The organism is Vulgatibacter sp., assembly GCF_041687135.1.
In the GTDB taxonomy this organism is placed as follows: Bacteria; Myxococcota; Myxococcia; order Myxococcales; family Vulgatibacteraceae; genus JAWLCN01.
In genome coordinates this window covers 333304-350352 of the sequence record NZ_JAWLCN010000002.1, presented here as the reverse complement: position 1 = coordinate 350352, position 17049 = coordinate 333304, and the positions used below count along the sequence as shown (strand labels likewise).

Here is a 17049-nt window from a genome sequence, read left to right as displayed (position 1 = left end):
CTCACGGGGACGGGCGGATAGTGGGGCCGATCGCTGGACTCGCAACCCCGCCCATCCGGGGAGCCCTCGTTCCACCCCGCGGGGGTGGACGCCGCCCCCTCCCGTCCCCACCCGAGGCGCGAGAGGCGGCGGCTCGTTGCCGGCGCGGGAGGTTGGTGATGGGCCCCGAGCACGGCCACGGTACGGCACACGACGCGGTGGAGCCCGGCTACCCGACGCACCCGGAGGTGCCGGGAGGGGACGGAGGGCACGAGGGCCACGCCCCCGACAAACACGCGGGCCACAGCGTCGCCATGTTCCGCCGCCGCTTCTGGGTATCGCTGCTGCTCACCATCCCCACGCTGATCTGGACCGAGATGCTGCAGGGGTGGTTCGGCTACCGCGCCCCGATCTTTCCGGGCAGCCGCTGGATCCCGGCCATCTTCGGCACCGCCGTCTTCTTCTACGGCGGCTGGGTCTTCCTTCAGGGGGCCGCCCGCGAGTTGCGCGCCAGGCTGCCGGGGATGATGACGCTCATCTCCCTCGCCATCACGGTGGCCTTCGGCTTCAGCCTCGCCGTCACCCTGGGCTTTCCCGGCATGGAGCTGTGGTGGGAGCTCGCCACGCTGGTGACGATCATGCTCCTCGGCCACTGGATCGAGATGCGCTCGATCTCCCAGGCGAGCGGCGCGGTGCGCGAGCTGGCGAAGCTCCTCCCCCAGACCGCCACACGCCTCGTCGACGGCAGGGAGGAGGAGGTCGCGATCGACGCGCTGCACGAGGGCGACCGGGTGCTGGTGCGGCCGGGGGCGAGCGTGCCCGCAGACGGCGTGGTGCGCGAGGGAACCAGCTCCGTGAACGAGGCGATGATCACCGGCGAGTCGAAGCCCGTGGACAAGGAGGCCGGCGACCGGGTGATCGCGGGGACGGTGAACGGTGCCGGCTCGCTGCGGGTCGAGGTCACCGGTACCGGCGAGAAGACCGCCCTCTCCGGGATCATGCGCCTGGTGGAGCAGGCCCAGTCCTCCCGCTCCCGGGCGCAGGCCCTCGCGGATCGCGCCGCCTTCTTCCTCACCCTCGTCGCGATCGGGTCCGGCGCCCTCACGCTCGTGGTCTGGCTGCTCCTCGGCGCCACCGGCGCCTTCGCCGTGGAGCGACTGGTCACGGTGCTGGTGATCGCCTGCCCCCACGCCCTCGGTCTCGCGGTGCCGCTGGTGGTGGCGATCTCGACGATGCTCGCGGCGCGGGGCGGCCTGCTCGTCCGCGACAGGCGCGGCCTCGAGGAGGCGCGGCTCCTCGACGCCGTGGTCTTCGACAAGACCGGCACGCTGACGCGGGGCGAGTTCCGCGTGGTCGCGATCCACGCGGTCGCCGGCACCAGCGAAGACGAGGCGCTGCGCCTCGCCGCTGCGGTGGAGCGCGACTCCGAGCACAGCGTCGCCCGCGGCGTGGTCCAGACGGCGGAGGAGCGGGGCATCACGCTGCCCGCTGCCACCGCGTTCGCTGCGACCCCCGGCCACGGCGTGCAGGCGACGGTGGAGGGTCGGCGCCTCTTCGTGGGCGGACCGGCGCTCTTGCGCAAGCTCGGCGTCGTCGAGGATCCGTCGCTGCGGCAGGCGGCGGACGAAGCGGCGCGGCGGGGCCAGGCGGCGATCCATCTCATCGAAGAGGGGCGGGCCCTCGCCGTCCTCGCCATCGCCGACGCGATCCGCGAGGAGTCGCGGGAGGCGGTGCGCAGCCTGCACGACGCGGGGATCGAAGTGGTGATGCTCACCGGCGACGCCAGGGCCGTCGCCGACGCGGTGGCGGCAGAGCTCGGCATCGACCGGGTCTACGCCGAGGTCCTCCCCGAGCAGAAGGTGGAGAAGATCCGGGAGCTGAAGGCGCAGGGCAAGCGCGTGGCGATGGTGGGCGACGGCGTGAACGACGCGCCCGCGCTCCTCACCGCCGACGTGGGGATCGCCATCGGCGCCGGGACCGACGTGGCGGTGGAGGCAGGCGACGTGGTGCTGGTGCGCAGCGATCCGCGCGACGTGCCCCGCATCGTCACCTTGAGCCGGGCGACCTACCGGAAGATGGTGCAGAACCTCTGGTGGGCCGCCGGCTACAACATCGTCGCCATCCCGCTCGCCGCAGGCGTGCTGGCGGGGCAGGGGATCGTGCTCCACCCCGCCGTCGGCGCGGTGCTCATGTCGGCGAGCACCGTGATCGTCGCCGCCAACGCGCAGCTGCTCCGTCGGCATCCGATCTAGAGCCTGCGGGCGGCGAGGCCGCCGGCGCCCAGGAGCGCCAGGCCGCCCACGAGCCAGTGGCGGTTGAGGTTGAGCCAGGTCAGCGGGCTGTGCTTCTTCGCGCGCTGGCCGAAGGAGCCGCGGGCGCCGTGGTCGCCGGGCACGGGCTTCCAGAGGTTGAAGGGGCGGTCCTTCGGATCGGGCTGATCGGTCATCTGCCCGTCCCAGCCGGTCCGTGCCGCCACGTGATCGGCGAAGCGCGGCGCCAATTTGTCGCCGAAGATCGCCTTGAGGGCGGAGAAGCCCACGGTGACGTCGCGCCGCCGCATGTGTGCAGCGCGGTAGATCGCCCGGGCGATCACGTCCGGATCGAAGATCGGCGGCACCGGCTGCGCCCGGCGCGGCAGCCGGGTCTTCACCCAGCCGAATTGCGGGGTGTCCACCGCCGGGAGGTGGACCATGGTCAGCGTCACGTCGACGCCGTCGTGGAGGAGCTCGGTGCGGACCGACTCGGTGAAGCCGAGGATGCCGTGCTTGGCGGTGCAGTAGGCCGACTGGAGCGGGATGCTGCGGAAGCCCAAAGCCGAGCTCACCTGCACGATGTGGCCGCGGTTGCGCGGGATCATGTGCCGCAGGGCGGCGCGGGTGCCGTGCACGTAGCCGAGGAGGGTGACCTCGATCACCCGGGCGAACTCGCCGGGCTCCATCTCCATGAAGGGCGAGAAGACCGAGGTCATCGCGTTGTTCACCCAGATGTCGATGGGGCCGAATTCGCGCTCGACCTCGTCGGCAGCCTGCTCCACCGCCCTGGCGTCGGCGACGTCGCAGGGGAGGACCAGCGCCTTGCCGCCCAGCGCCTCGACGTCGCGCTTCGCACCCTCGAGGCCGTCGATGCCGCGGGCGACGAGACCTACCCAGGCCCCCCGCCTGGCGAATTGGCGTACCACCGCGCGGCCCACGCCGGCGGACGCCCCCGTCACCACCACGATCTCCGGCTTGTGCCTGCCCATCCCGCGCCTCCCGTGCCGGCGCAGCCGCCCGCTGGGCAGCTGGCTGCTCGCGCAGCGCGCGCAGCGCGCGCCGGCTCGATCCAAGCTTCGACACGGCGGCGGCGGATCGCAGGAGGCGGGCGCCTGCCGGCTCGCCTGGCGTGCAGGCGGCGATCCCCGCCTACGGTGCCGGCGCGCAGGCGGCGGCGTTGACGAGGCGGACGTCGTCGAGCCAGACGGCGGAGGAGTTGGCGGCGCTGCACGTGCCCCCGGCCCAGTGCCGGAAGCGGAGCTCGTAGGCCTCGCCGGCGACCGGTCGCTGCCGGAGGCAGTGCGTGACCTCGGTCCAGGTCTCGCTGGCGGCGTAGTCGACACCGTCCATCTGGAAGGACGAGGAAGCGAAGGCCTCCGTCCGGTACCAGAAGCGCACCGCGGGGCCGGCGCCAGCCTCGGCGGCTGGCAGGATGCCCGTCGTCGACACCTCGGTGGCACCGCAGCCGACACCCGCCGCGAAGCGGAGCGCGCCGTTGCCGCTGTGGGCCGTGGCCGCGCCGTGGATGCGAGCGGCGTGGCCGCTGGGGGCCACGGCGAAGCGCCAGCCCGGGCTGCCGGAGAGGTCCGGGGCGCTCACTTCGAGGCCACCGTCGAGCAGGCCGTCGCTCACGGTGCAATCGGGCTCGTCCACCACGGCGAGCGAGCGGATGGCGACCCAGTTTTCGCCGATCGCCACGCCGTCGCAGGCACCCGTGCCACCGTCGAGAACGAAGACGAGGTCGTCCACGATGCCGTCGCGTCCCGGCGGGAGGCAGATCCGCGCGATGCGCTCGGTTCCGGTCCCCTCGAGGGTACCGGCGGCGTACCGGCCGAGGCTGACGGCGGCGCGGGCGCCGTTGCCGCCCAGGTAGTGGACCTCGAGGGCCGGATGGGCGACTCGCGTGGCGAGGGGCACCGAGACCTTGCCGGTGAGCCTGGTGTTGGAGCAGCGGCTGCTCGCGTCGAGGAAGGCGGAGGCGCCGGGATCCCCTGCCTCTCCGAAACCGATGCGAGCGGTGCCGGACGGGCTGGGTTGCAGGAGCCAACCGTGGTGGCCGCCGTCGAAGGAGCCGTTCAGCACCGTGGCGAACGCGGGGCAGCGGTACGAGGCGGGCTCGATCCGCACGTCGTCCACGAGAAGCTGGCCGCGATCGGAGCAAAGGGCGGGCGCGAGCAGGGCGAGCTCGACGTCGCCGCCGAAGGCACGTTCGCCGAGGCAGAGGGAGGCGTCGGCGAAGCCGGTGGAGAGCCAGCCGACGAAGGTCTGCCGCAGGCCCCCCACGGCGACATCGATGGTGTTGGCGAGGCCGAAGGAGCTGCCCTCCTGCCTGGCGGCGGCGACTAGGGCCAGGGGCTCCGCCTGCTCGGGGTGCGGCATCGGGAAGACCTGCGAGATCCTGCCGGAGACGTCGCAATCGCGGAGATCGAGAGTGGCTGCGCCGCGGGTCTCGGCCCCGACCGCCGCGGTATCCACGCTGGCAGCGCCGCTCGCGGTCCAGGTGCCCTCCTCCAGGAAGCCGCCGTCGACGGGGCCGCCGGCCCAGGTGCAGCCCTCCGGCGTCGGCAGGTAGCCGACGCCGCAGACGCAGGTGGCGACGCCCTCCGCGTCGGTGCAGACCGCGTGTGCGCCGCAGGCGACGGCGGTGGTGGTGCAATCGGGGAGGCAGCGCCCGTCACCGTCGTTGTCCTGCCAGCCTGCTTCGCATTCCTTGCAGGTCGAGCCGGCGTGGCCCTCGTCACAGCGACAGGTGGCAGTGCCGCTCCCGTCGACACAGATACCGCCGGGGCCGCAGGGGAGGGCTGCCGCTCCGCAGCCTGGCGTGCAGGTGCCGTCCCCGTCGTTGTCCTGGTGGCCTGCGGCGCAGAGGTCGCACGCTTCGCCGGCGTATCCCTCGGGGCAGACGCGTTCGCACCTGCCCTCGCCGTCCGCGTCGTCCCAGCCGTCCGCGCAGCCCTCGCAGCGCTCGCCCTCGTGGCCCTCGTCGCAGATGCAGGCGGGGCCCGCCACGTCGTCGACGCAGACGCCGGCGGCGCCGCAGTCGAGCGAGTCACCGATGCAGAGCGCGACGCAGGCGCCGTCGCGCGCCACCGTTCCCGCCGGGCAGGGCGCGCAGCCTTCCCCGACGTGGCCCGCCGCGCAGCGCTCGCAACTGGCGCCGGCGAAGCCTTCGTCGCAATGGCAGACCGGCGCGCCGTCGAGGAGGGCGCAGGTGCCGTTGGCGCCACATTCGAGCGCGCAGCTCGCCATCTCGTCGCCGGTGGCCGTCTCGTCGCCTGCACAGGCGGTAGCAAGGAACACGGACACCGCGAGCAGAAGCCCCACGTGGATGCGCATCGAAACCCCCAGGAGAGGATTCTCCCCTACCACGGCCAGCGTGGCGGGATCGAGGTGCCCGCCTTTCAGAGCGGCGGACGCTGGGGGTCCATGCAGATGAGCTGCGAGGTGCCGCCGCCGCCGGTGCCCGGCTGGCCCTGCTCGCCGATGTCGGGCGTGCCGTCGCAGCGGGGATCGAGGGTGACCTCGACGTCGTCGAGGCTCGCCTGCGCCGGCGAGGCGAGGGCGTCGCAGTGGCCGGCGGTGGTGTGGAAGGAGATGGCGACGTCGACCAGCTCGCCTGCGTGGTGCGCGTCGAGGCAGGTGACCTGCTCGGCCCAGACGCCGGCCTCCCAGGGGAGCCGGCCGGGGCCGCCCAGGGCTACGGCGCCGTCGGTCCGGTACCAGTAGCGCAGCGCGGGGCCCGCGCCTCCGTGCATGGTGGGGATGGTCGCGGTGGCGCGCGCGACGCCCGTGCCGCAGCCTGCCGACGCGTCGAAGGCGAGGGCCTCGCTGCCCGTGCGGACGCGCTGGGGATCGGTGGTGCGGGCGAGGGACCCGCCGCGCTCCGCGACGAGGAGCCAGCCTGCCTCGTCTTCGAAGGTTTCGAGGGAGCGGCGGGCGCAGGTGGCGTCGGGGATCACCGCCGCCGACTCGATCGAGAACGTCTGCGGGGCGGTGCAATCCGCGCGATCGGCGAGTTGCAGGTCGAGGGAGACGACGTGGCCCGCCGCCCACGCCGGCAGGCAGATCCGGGCGGTGGCGGCGCTGCCGGTGCCGCGTACGGTACCTGCCGCAAAGCCGTCGAGCTCGACGCCGAGCAGCGCGCCGGCGCTGCCGGTAAAGGTGAGCTCGAGGGACGCGGGGGCGACGGGAGCGGAGAGGCTTCCCTCCACCGAGGCGAAGCCGTCGCAGCCAGGCATGAGGCTCGCGGTGCCGCCGGCGACGGCGGCGGGGCCGGTGGGCAGCCAGGCGCCGGGGTCGTCGAAGGAGCCGTCCCGCACGGTGCCGGGGCCGGGGCAGAGGTGCGGCGCCGGCTCGATCGAGACGCTGTCGATCTGCAGCGTCTCGTCGCTGCAATTCCCGCCTGGCCTGCCACTGGCGAAGGTGAGGCCGCCGGCGGCGTGGGCGCTCTCGCCCAGGCAGACCGCGTGCTCGGTCCAGCCGCAATGCGGCCAGGGGCCGAGCAGCGTCTCCTCGCCGACGGTGATGCGGGCGGTGGCGGAGGCGGGCACCGGGCCGTCGACCGTCTGCAGTGTGGTGCGGCTGGCGTAGCGGAGGAGGAGGGGACCGCTCGCGTCGATCGGCGGCAGCGTGAAGGGCTGCCCGATCGACCAGGCGCCGCAGAGATCCGCGCCGGCGACCCGCGCCTCGCCTGCATGGCCTTCGCGACCGCCGGCGGGATCGACGGTGGCGCCGCCGGCAACGTGCCAGGCGGCGGGATCGGTGAACTCGCCGTCGTGGACGAGGCCCACCCAGGTGCAGCCTTCGCCGTGATCGGCGAAACCCGGGGCGCAGCTGCACGCCGGGAGGCCCGTCGCTTCGTCGCAGATCTCGTGGGCGTCGCAGCCGTGGAGGGCGCAGCCGGGGACGCAGCTGCCTTCGTGCGCCAGGTCGTGGGGGGCGCAATCGCCGCAGTGGGCGCCGGCCCAGCCCTCGTCGCAGCTGCAGGTGCCATCGTTGCAGGTGCCGTGGGGCCCGCAGTCGACGGTGGCGCAGGGATCGCCCGCATGGCCGCCGCTGCCGCCGTAGCCCGCATTGCCGCCGTGCCCCGCATTGCCGCCGGGCGCAGCCTCGCCCATCGTGTCGCCGCACGCCGCCACGGCCACCAGCAGAACGAGCCCTCCAAGCCGCCGCATCACATCTTCCCCTGGTCGATGGACCTGACCACACCACGTGAAGTGATCGAGCGCAACCCTCCGCTCGCCCGTCCCACGACGGTCCGCCGGGTCGCTGCACACCGCTGCCGTCGCACCCCACATTCCCCGCAACACCCAAGGACGTGGAGGAGAGGGAGCATGCGGAGGAATCTCTGGGGCATGATCGGGGCGATGGTCGTGGGCCTGGCAGTGGCAGGGCCTGCAGCGGCGCAGGACGAGCCCACCACGCAGCAGCCGGCGCAGGTGGAGCAGAATGGCGACGGCGCCGCCGCCTGCCCGGGCCACGCGCAGATGGCGGGGAAGATGGCGGGGAAGGGCGCTGCAGCGGATGGATGCCCGGCCGACTGCCCGATGCACCAGGGCGACGGCACAGCCGCATGCCCCGGCGCCGCGATGGGCGGCTGCCCGGTGATGGACCTCGGCCAGGCCGGCGCCACGGTGCAGGTGGAGGAGACCGACCGCGGCGCGGTCATCCGGATCGATGCGCCCCAGGGCGACCAGCAGGCGCGCGACCAGGTCCGCGACGCAGCGGAGCTTCTGGCCCAGCGGATGGAGCAGGGCTGTCCGATGATGAAGGGGAAGCAGAAGGCGGAGGGCAGCCAGCCTGCGCCCGCCCCGCAGGGCGGCTGATCCGCGGAGAGCTGGAAGGGGGCGGGACCCCGGAAGCGGCGGCGCTCCTCGAGAGCGTCCGCCGCTTCGCTTGTACGGCGGCGAACAGGCAGTCCTTTCGCTGGCCTTCGGGGCGGCGGAGCGGTAGGAAGCGGGACCTTCGAGGCGTCCCCACCACACCTTTCCCGGCGCCTCGCCATCATCGCCTGGGGCCCGCTGCGGCCTCTTCGCGCGGGAGCGCCATGGAAGCTGGACAGCTCGGGTTCATGACCCGCCTCTGGATGTTCTTCTGGCTGCCGTTCAAGGTCCTCTTCGACGCCGCCGCCGCGTGGAGGGTCGAGCAGGCCCTCACCGGCGAAGCGCCCACGGCGCTGCCCGCCGCGCCGCCGCCCGAGGAGAAGAAGCCCGCGCCCGTAGCCCCGGCGGCGCCGAAGGAGCCCGACGTCGCCCAGGCGCTCCACCTCCTCGCCGTGCTCCAGCGCGACGGCCGCTTCGTCGACTTCCTCCAGGAGGACGTCGCCGCAGCCACCGACGACCAGGTCGGCGCCGCCGCGCGCATCGTCCACGAGGGCTGCCGCAAGGCCGTGCACCAATACTTCACCCTGGCCCCCGTCCGCACCGAGGCGGAAGGCAGCCCAATCGTGGTCCCCGAGGGCTTCGACCCCGGCGCGATCCGCCTCACCGGCAACGTCAGCGGCAAGCCGCCCTTCCGCGGCACGCTGGCCCACCCAGGCTGGCGCGCCACCCAGGTGAAGCTGCCCCCGCCGCCGGAGGGCCAGGACGTCCACGTGATCGCACCTGCAGAGGTGGAGCTCTAATCCATGGCGCGTTACGCCCTCGGCATCGATCTCGGCACCACCAACTCGGCGCTCGCCGCGATCCCGCTGGACGAGGAGGCCGCAGCCACGCTTGCGGTGCAGCCCATCCCGCAGGTGGTGCACGCCGGCGAGTTCGGCGAGCGGGAGCTGCTCCCCTCGTTCCTCTACCTGCCCGGCGAGGTGGAGTTGCCGCCCGGATCGCTGGCGCTGCCCTGGGATCCCGCGCGGTCCTATGCCGTTGGCGCCTTCGCCCGGGAGCAGGGCGCCAGCGTCCCCAGCCGCCTCGTCTCCTCGGCGAAGAGCTGGCTCTCCTATGCTGGCGTCGACCGCCGCGCGGCGATCCTGCCGTGGGCGTCGACGGAGGACGTGCCGAAGGTCTCGCCGGTGGAGGCCTCCTCGCGCTACCTGCGCCACCTCCGCGAGGCCTGGAACGCGGCGCACCCCGACGCGCCCTTCGAGGAGCAGGAGCTGGTGATCACCGTGCCCGCCTCCTTCGACGCGGTGGCACGGGAGCTCACCGCCGAGGCGGCGCACGAGGCGGGGATCGGCGAGCGGCTCACCCTCCTCGAGGAGCCGCAGGCGGCGCTCTACGCCTGGCTCGCCGCCAGCGGCGAGGGCTGGCGCAAGCAGGTGCAGGTCGGCGATCTCATCCTCTGTGTCGACATCGGCGGCGGCACCACCGACCTCTCGCTCATCGCCGTCGGCGAGGAGGCGGGATCGCTCCACCTGCAGCGCGTCGCGGTGGGGGATCACATCCTCCTCGGCGGCGACAACATGGATCTCGCCCTCGCCTACGCGGTGCGGACGCGCCTCGAGGCGGAGGGGAAGAGGCTCGACGACTGGCAGATGCGCGCGCTCACCTACGGCTGCCGCGTCGCCAAGGAGGAGCTCTTCGCCGATCCCGCGAAGAGCGCCTTCCCCGTGGTGGTGCCGGGCCGCGGCTCGAAGCTCATCGGCGGTTCGATCCGCACCGAGCTCACCCGCGACGAGCTGACCCGCACCCTGGTGGACGGCTTCTTCCCGGTGGTGGAGGCGAGCGCACGCCCGCAGGCCCCGCGGCGCATGGGCCTCACCACCCTGGGCCTTCCCTACGCCAGCGATCCCGCGGTGACGCGGCACCTCGCCGCCTTCCTCGGGCGCCAGATCGGCGCGGCAGCGGCCCTCCCCGCCGCGGTGCACGCGGAGGGCAAGAGCTTCCTCCACCCCACCGCCGTGCTCTTCAACGGCGGCGTGACCAAGGCGCCCGTCCTCCGCGATCGGATCGTCGAGGTCCTCGACGCCTGGGTGAAGGCGGAGGGCGGCGCCGGCCTCGAGGTGCTCGAGGGCGCCGATCCCGACCTCGCCGTCGCCAGGGGCGCCGCTTACTACGGCCGCGTTCGCACCGGGCGCGGCGTGCGCATCCGCGGCGGCACCGCGCGCTCCTATTACGTGGGGATCGAGCGGGCGGAGCTCGCCGTGCCCGGCGTGTCGCCGCGCATCGACGCGGTATGCGTCGCCCCCTTCGGCATGGAGGAGGGGAGCGAGACCACGCTCCCCGACGTCCTCGGCCTCGTGGTGGGCGAGCCGGCGCTCTTCCAGTTCTACGCCTCCTCCGCGCGCCGCGACGATCCCGTCGCCACCCGGGTCGATCCGGCGGAGCTCGAGGAGCTCTCGCCGATCGAGACCACCCTCGAGGGACCTGCGGGACAGGTGGTCGGCGTGCAGCTCCACGCCCGCTACACGGAGGTGGGCACCCTCGAACTCGCTGCGGTGGATCCCGCCAGCGGCAAGCGCTGGAAGCTCGAGTACAACGTGCGCGCCGAATAGCTCCGTGGGATTGCGGTCCCACGGGGATGTCTCCATTTTCCCCGGATGGAGACGATTTGTACCCACCTGCTCGAGGTGCAGGCAGCGCGCCCGGCGAGCCGGGAATGCGGCGGCTGCGTGGCGTCTGGCGGCGCCTGGGTGCATCTGCGCCTCTGCCTGACCTGCGGCTACGTGGGCTGCTGCAACAGCTCGGAGAACCGGCACGCGATGCGCCATTTCCTGGAGACGGGGCATCCCCTGGTGCAGTCGATCGAGCCCCACGACCAGTGGTCCTATTGCTACCTCGACGAGATTTTCCTGCTCCCGCAGGTGCCGCTCGAGGAGTCGCGTTAGGGGCAGGCGTCCAGCCAGCGGATCCAATCCTCCACCGCAGCCACGCCCGCCTCGTGGACGATCTTGGTGCCCACCTGCGGCATGCGGGTCGAATCGAGTGCCCGCATGCGCAGGGGGATGACCGACTGCTCCGGCGAGCCGGGGACGAGGAGCCTGGCGCCCCGCACGTTGAAGTCGCCGCCTTCCGGCTCCACGTCGCAGATCCCCATCTCCGCGAGCGGCGTGGAGTAGCGGTAATCGGCGGCGCCCTGGCCGGTGCTGCCGGGCCGGTGGCAGCTCGAGCAGTTGGCGTGAAGGTAGCTCTTCGCCCGGGCTTCTACGTGGGCGCTGCCGTCGGGGTCAGCGTACGGGCCGGCGCTGCGATCGGGCATCGCGTCGACGAGGCCCACCTGCACCACGGTGTCGATGAAGTTGGAGCGCCTGCCGTTGGGCCAGACGACCTCGCGATCGAGCTGCCCGGTTTCCGGCCCGAGGCTACGACCCGCAGCGGCGCTGTGGCACTGCATGCACTGCGCCCGGCTCGGGAACGCCCAGGCATGCTCGCCGACCTGCACCTCCTTGTAGTCGGCCAGCAGGAAGGCGTCGGTCTGTTCCTCGTTCCACTCGTAGGTGTAGCCGGCCCAGCCACCATCGTCGTGGCGGACGAAGAGGCGGGTCTCGACCAGCCTGCAGCCGAAGCGGAAGTTCTTCACCAGCACGGTGCCGATCGGGAACTCCCAATGCCCGTTCTCGGCCACCGTGATCACGGTGCCGTCGGGGATTGCCATCCACCGATCCTTGTGGGTGCCGTCGGACCAGAGGGGGACGTTCACGCCGTAGGGAACAAGTCCGGGGAGGGGAGCCCGCGGGTTGGCGGGGTCGACGCAGCCGGTCTCGGAGAGCCTGCCCGGAAAGCGGCCCGCAGCGCCGTCGATGGTGTCGAGACGGTAGAGACCGCCTCCGAAGTGATCGACCGTGTAGATCTCGCCGTCCGCGCTCTCACCGAAGGTGGCGAGGTAGAGGCCGCTCTCGATCAGCAGCTCGGGATCGGTGTCGCCGGGGAAGAGGCACCAGACCCTCCCGGTGACGAAGTCGCCGTAGAGGTAGCAGCCCTGCAGCGCCGGCAGCGCGCTGCCGCGGTAGACGAAGCCGCCGGTGACCGACTGCCCCTGCCGCCGGTCGTATTCGATCACCGGCGGCACGTAGGGGCTGGGATCGCAATTCGACTCCTTGTGGCAGGTCGTCCCTTCGAGCACGTTCCAGCCGTAGTGCTTGCCCCGCTCGACCCGGTTGATCTCCTCGCGCATCTCCTGGCCCACGTCGCCGAGCCACAGCGCTCCCGTCTCCCGATCGAAGGAGAAGCGCCACGGATTGCGGAAGCCGCTCGCCCAGACCTCGGGCCGCAGCGGCCCACCGACGAAGGGGTTGTCGGCGGGGATGGCGTAGGGCCTGCCGCCGATCACGTCGAGACGGAGCAGCCTGGCGAGCAGCAGCCGATCGTCGCGGCTGTTGTTGCCGAGGCCGCCGTCGCCGAGGCCGAAATAGAGCATCCGGTCCGGCCCGAAGACGATGTGCCCGCCGTTGTGGTAGTCGCGCGGCTGGTCCACCGCGAGGACGAGCTCCTCGCTGCCCGCGTCGACGCTGGTGCCGCCGCTCGTGGTGCGGAAGCGCGAGAGCACCGAGTGGAAGCCGCCGCTGCTCGAGGTGTAGGAGAAGAAGACCTCCGGCGTCCCCGGCCAGTCGGGATGGAAGGCCATGCCGAGGAGGCCGGCCTCCTTGGCGCCCGCCGAGACGCGGCCCCGCAGGTCGACGAAAATCTCCGCGTCCTGCACGTCCTCCCGCGCCTCGAAGCGGAAGACGCGTCCCTCCTTCTCCACGACGTACCAGTGGCTGCCGTCCCCAGGCGCCTGGAGGAGGAGCAGGGGCTGATCGAAGCGGAGCGCCGGGAAGACGCGGCGCAGCTGCACCGCAGCAGCGGCTGCCTGCGGGCGGGGCGGGGCGAGGCAGGTGGGATTGGCGGGCCGCTTGTCGAGGCCGAAGGGCGCAGGGGTTCCCGCCGGCTCGTCGGCGCAATCGGTGCCTGCGGTGCCGCCGCCGCTCCCTCCGATGCCGCCGCTGCCTCCGGTGCCACCGCTGCCGCTACCGCCGGTGCTGGCGGATCCGCCGGTCTGGCCTGCGTGCGAGGGCCCCTCCGTGCATGCAAATGCGACGACCAGCGTTGCGAGCGCGAGCCAACGTCCTACCCCCATGCGACCTCCCAGGTGCGAAGGGAGCCTACGCATCTGGCGGGGCCTTGGAACCGCTCAGACGGGCGCGGCGTCAGGGACACGACGGCAGGCCCCGGATCCAATCCTCCACCAGCGCGAGGCCCGCTTCGTCGACGACGCCGGAGCCGACGGGCGGCATCCGTCCGGCGCCGAGGCGCTCCATGCGCACTGCGACGATCGAACGCTCCGGTGCGCCCGGCGCCACGAGACGGGGATCGGCGAGGCCCAGCTCTCCCTCCTGCGGTGGCACGTTGCAGAGGCCCGCTTCCGCGAACGGCGTGCCCATGCGCAGATCGAGCACGCCCTGGCCGCCGCCGCCCGGACGGTGGCATCCCGAACAATTTCCGTGGAGGTAGCTCCGCGCCCGATCCGCCATCGGCGCATCGCCGTGGGGATCGACGAGGGCCGGCACCACCTCGGCCGTTCCCTGCAGCAGGCCGAGACGCTCGAGGGTGGCGAGGACGTTGGCCCGCCTGCCCCCGGGCCAGCGGGTCTCGCGATCGAGCTGCGCCTGCTCCACACCCAGCACCCAGCCTGCCGCGGCGGTGTGGCAGCGCATGCAGTCGGCGCGGCTCGGGTGCTCCCAGCTCCGCTCGCCCCAGGTCCGCAACGCACCGGCGGGCAGGAGCTCCGCGTCGGTCTGCGCCTCGTTCCACGCATAGCTGTAGCCGGCCCAGCCGCCGTCCTCGTGGCGTACGAAGAGCCGCGTCTCCACCCGCTCGCAGCCCAGCCGGAACTCCTTCACCAGCACCGAGCCCGGGGGAAAGTCGAAGTCGCCATCGGGCAGGAGGCCGATGGACGTGCCGTCGGGGATGGCGAACCAGCGCTTCTTCTCCGCTCCGTCCGACCAGAGCGGCGCGATCACGTCGTAGGGCAGGAGCGCCTCTACCGGCACGGTGGGATCTGCCGGGTCGAAGCAGCCCGTCTCCGAGAGCTTCGCCGGGAAGGCGTCGGGAGCCGTGGCGCCGGCGGGGACGATGCGGTGGATCCCGCCGCCGATCCAATCGAGGAGGTAGAGCGCGCCTTCCGCATCTTCGGCGAAGGAGGAGATGGCGAGGCCGGTGCTCTCGATCAGCACCCGGGGCGCCGCTGCGCCCTCGTCGTCCGAGAAGAGGCCCCAGAGCCTGCCGGAGGAGAAATCGCCGTAGAGGTAGACGCCGGCGAGCGCCGGGATCGCCGCGCCCCGGTAGACGAAGCCGCCGGTGATCGACTGGCCCTGTCCGTGGTCGTATTCCGCCACCGGATCGATCAGCTCCGCCGTCTCGCAGGTGACCGCGTCGTAGCAGTGGGCGCCCTCGCGCACGTTCCAGCCGTAGTTTCCGCCGCGGACGATCCGGTCGACCTCCTCCCAGGCGTTCTGCCCCACGTCCCCCGCCCAGAGATCGCCGGTGGCCCGGTCGAAGGAGAAGCGCCAGGGGTTGCGCAGGCCATGGGCCCAGATCGTCGGGTCGCCCCCGCCGCCTGCCCAGGGGTTGTCGTCGGGGACGGCGAAGGGCGCGCCGGCGTCGACGTCGATCCGGAGGATCTTGCCGAGGCGCGACCGCAGATCCTGCCCGCTCCCCAGCGGATCCCCCCCGCTGCCGCCGTCGCCGAAGCCGATGTAGAGCATGCCGTCGGGGCCGAAGGCGACGTGGCCGCCGTTGTGGTTGGCGTAGGGCTGATTGACGGTGAGGACGATCGACTCCGAGGCGGGATCGAGGGTGGCGCCACCGTCTGCAGAGACGTAGCGCGCGATCACCGAGCGCAGCCCGCTCGGCCCCTGGTCGGTGAAGGAGAGGTAGACCTGCCCGTTGCTCTCGAAGCGCGGATGGAAGGCGAGGCCGAGGAGGCCGCCCTCCATCGGGCGGGCGTCGATCCGCTCCTGCAGATCGATCACCGGCTCGGCGCTCGCTGCCCCCTCCTCGTTGGCGAAGCGGAGGACGCGGCCGTTCTGCTCCACCACCCAGAACCAGGAGCGATCGCCCGGCGGCTGGAGGAGGCCGACCGGCCTCGTGAACTGCAGCGCGGGAAAGGCGCGCTCGAGCGCCACCGCCGCCTCGCTCCGGGGCCGCGCCGGCGCGATGCAGGTGGGGTTCGCGGGCCTGCTGTCGAGGCCGTGGGCCGCGGGCGTGCCGTCCGGCTCTTCGAAGCAACCGCCGCCGCCACCGCCCGATCCACCTGTGCCGCCGCTCCCACCGGGCGCCGCGACGTGCGCCGGCTCCTTCGCGCAGGCGCCGCAACCGACCCACGCCAGAACCAACCAGAGCCACCACTGCCGCATCGCTCAACCCCCGCAGAGGCCGGGAGCCTAGCAGAGCTTCACCACCAGAGCAGCGTGCCCAGGGCGAGGTGGAAGGCGTCGAAGAGCGGCCGGGTGTCGGGGTTGTCGACGTGGAGGAAGAACTCGAGGTCGGTGGTGCCCAGCTCGCCGTAGAGCTCGATCCGCTCGAGGAAGCCGACGTCGTGGGTGGTGCCGACGCTCGCCCCCACGAAGGCGGCGATGCGGAAGGCGGTGCTGTAGTCGTAGTAGCTCGGCGGGTATTTGTCCGCGGGCTGCTTGAAGAAGTAGTCGTCGCCGAAGGTGTAGTGGCCGAGGCTGCCGATCCGGAGCGGGCGGACGAAGATCTCGTTGCCGGCGTCGATCTCGAAGGGGGCGACGGTGAGCTTCGCCGCGGCACCGGTGATCGGTCCACCCACGAACTCGGGCACGTAGCCGAGGAGGAGCGAGAACTGGAGCCGCTGCTGCCACCACGCCCAGCCCGGCCCTGCGGAGAGCCAGCCGATGTTGCCGGCGTATTGCAGCTGCAGATGGGCCGGCGCCCACCAGGGCCCGGGCTCCTCCACGTCCCCGGCCTCGGGCTCCGACGCCGCCGCGGAAGCCTCCCCTTCCTGCGCACCGGCAAGCGCGGGCGCGAAGAGCAGCAGCGCCGTGGCGAGGAGGCGGTTCAGAACGGCACCTCCTCCGCGATCACGCCGATCCCGTCGGGGCCGACGGTGATCCGGGTCCACGTCCGCGCCTCCATCTTGTCGGCGGTGACGAGCAGGATGTTCCCGTCGTCGAGGAACTCTTCGCGATAGCTGTGCACGTGGCCGTGCAGCGAGAGGACGACGTTGCCCCAGCGGTAGAGCGCCGCGTAGTAGGGCTCCTCGAGCTGGCGATCGAAGTCGCCGTTGTCCGGCGGCACGTGCCCGACGACGATCGCCTCGTCCCAGGTGGGATCGGGCAGGAGCTCCCGCTCCAGCCACGCGATGTCGGGCACCGAGCCGTTGAAGCCGTACTCGCGGCCGTTGGTGTCGAGCATCACGAACTTCGTGCGGCCGAAGAGGAAGGTGTAGTTCCGCGGCCCGAAGACCGAGTCGTAGATCGTGCCGCCGTTGCCGAGCAGGTCGTGGTTGCCGACCACGGTGAGCAGGGGCACGTCGAGCTCGTCGTGGTACTCGTTTTGCCAGACGTATTCGCGGGCGAGGCCGAACTCGGTGATGTCGCCGACGTGGATGGCGAACGCCACCGACGGGTCGGCATTGACACTCTTCACCGCCGGCGGAACCTCGTCCTGCCAGCGCTGCGAGTCGCCGAGAACCGCGAAGACGAAGGTCTCGCCCGGTTCGATCGCCGCGAGGCGCCGCAGGTTCTTCTCGGTGCGGTCCCGGTGGGCGTCGTCCTGCGGTACCGCATAGGGATGGACGCGAAACGCGTCGCACCCCGCGAGCGCCAACCCGATCCCCAACCAACCCGCCAACCGAAACCCCTTCACCGCCGGGATTTATGCATCGGGGCAGGGAGGTGCACGTCGGCGGTGCAAAACCGTTGCATTCGACGCCTCTGACGGGG

Annotated in this window: 12 protein-coding genes; 5 read left to right on the top strand and 7 right to left on the bottom strand. The window is 72.5% G+C overall.

Translation table 11 applies throughout. From position 1 onward, the window contains the following. Positions 1-158: 158 nt before the first annotated feature. On the top strand, positions 159-2231 hold the full coding sequence (locus ACESMR_RS05345) for a heavy metal translocating P-type ATPase (protein ID WP_373045713.1): 2073 nt from the start codon (positions 159-161) through the stop codon (positions 2229-2231). Here ACESMR_RS05345 and ACESMR_RS05340 read toward each other — a convergent pair. The 3 genes from ACESMR_RS05340 to ACESMR_RS05330 all read right to left on the bottom strand — a co-directional run bounded on the left by ACESMR_RS05340 (position 2228) and on the right by ACESMR_RS05330 (position 7405). Then, on the bottom strand, positions 2228-3220 hold the full coding sequence (locus ACESMR_RS05340) for an SDR family oxidoreductase (protein ID WP_373045711.1): 993 nt from the start codon (positions 3218-3220) through the stop codon (positions 2228-2230). The genes ACESMR_RS05345 and ACESMR_RS05340 overlap by 4 nt on opposite strands. 160 nt (positions 3221-3380) lie before the next feature. After that, the gene (locus tag ACESMR_RS05335; RefSeq protein WP_373045709.1) at positions 3381-5567 is read right to left on the bottom strand and encodes a hypothetical protein; all 2187 of its coding nucleotides are present in this window, start codon (positions 5565-5567) and stop codon (positions 3381-3383) included. 65 nt (positions 5568-5632) lie between these two features. Continuing rightward, positions 5633-7405, bottom strand: a complete 1773-nt coding sequence (locus ACESMR_RS05330) for a calcium-binding EGF-like domain-containing protein (protein ID WP_373045707.1) — start codon at positions 7403-7405, stop codon at positions 5633-5635. A gap of 159 nt (positions 7406-7564) precedes the next feature. Between ACESMR_RS05330 and ACESMR_RS05325 the strand changes: the two genes are divergently transcribed. From ACESMR_RS05325 to ACESMR_RS05310, 4 genes are all read left to right on the top strand, one after another. Further along, positions 7565-8056 (top strand): hypothetical protein, encoded by a 492-nt coding sequence (locus tag ACESMR_RS05325; protein ID WP_373045705.1) that lies wholly within the window; start codon positions 7565-7567, stop codon positions 8054-8056. Positions 8057-8277: 221 nt separating this feature from the next. Next, a complete protein-coding gene (locus ACESMR_RS05320; protein ID WP_373045704.1) occupies positions 8278-8853 on the top strand; it encodes a DUF2760 domain-containing protein in 576 nt (191 codons plus the stop codon). A 3-nt stretch (positions 8854-8856) separates the two neighbouring features. Then, the gene (locus ACESMR_RS05315) at positions 8857-10659 is read left to right on the top strand and encodes an Hsp70 family protein (protein WP_373045702.1); all 1803 of its coding nucleotides are present in this window, start codon (positions 8857-8859) and stop codon (positions 10657-10659) included. Between the two features lie 45 nt (positions 10660-10704). Beyond that, entirely contained in the window at positions 10705-10992 is a 288-nt protein-coding gene (locus ACESMR_RS05310) for a UBP-type zinc finger domain-containing protein (RefSeq protein WP_373045700.1), read from the top strand. Here the strand turns inward: ACESMR_RS05310 and ACESMR_RS05305 are convergent. The 4 genes from ACESMR_RS05305 to ACESMR_RS05290 form a co-directional block, all read right to left on the bottom strand. Beyond that, a complete protein-coding gene (locus ACESMR_RS05305; protein ID WP_373045698.1) occupies positions 10989-13220 on the bottom strand; it encodes a PQQ-dependent sugar dehydrogenase in 2232 nt (743 codons plus the stop codon). The two genes, ACESMR_RS05310 and ACESMR_RS05305, sit on opposite strands and share 4 nt — an antisense overlap. A gap of 70 nt (positions 13221-13290) precedes the next feature. Continuing rightward, positions 13291-15498 carry a PQQ-dependent sugar dehydrogenase gene (locus ACESMR_RS05300; protein WP_373045696.1) on the bottom strand — a complete coding sequence of 736 codons (2208 nt, stop codon included), beginning with the start codon at positions 15496-15498 and terminating at the stop codon, positions 13291-13293. A gap of 38 nt (positions 15499-15536) precedes the next feature. Next, a complete protein-coding gene (locus ACESMR_RS05295; protein ID WP_373045694.1) occupies positions 15537-16061 on the bottom strand; it encodes a hypothetical protein in 525 nt (174 codons plus the stop codon). Positions 16062-16162: 101 nt separating this feature from the next. Further along, entirely contained in the window at positions 16163-16933 is a 771-nt protein-coding gene (locus ACESMR_RS05290; protein ID WP_373045692.1) for a metallophosphoesterase family protein, read from the bottom strand. Positions 16934-17049 lie beyond the last annotated feature (116 nt).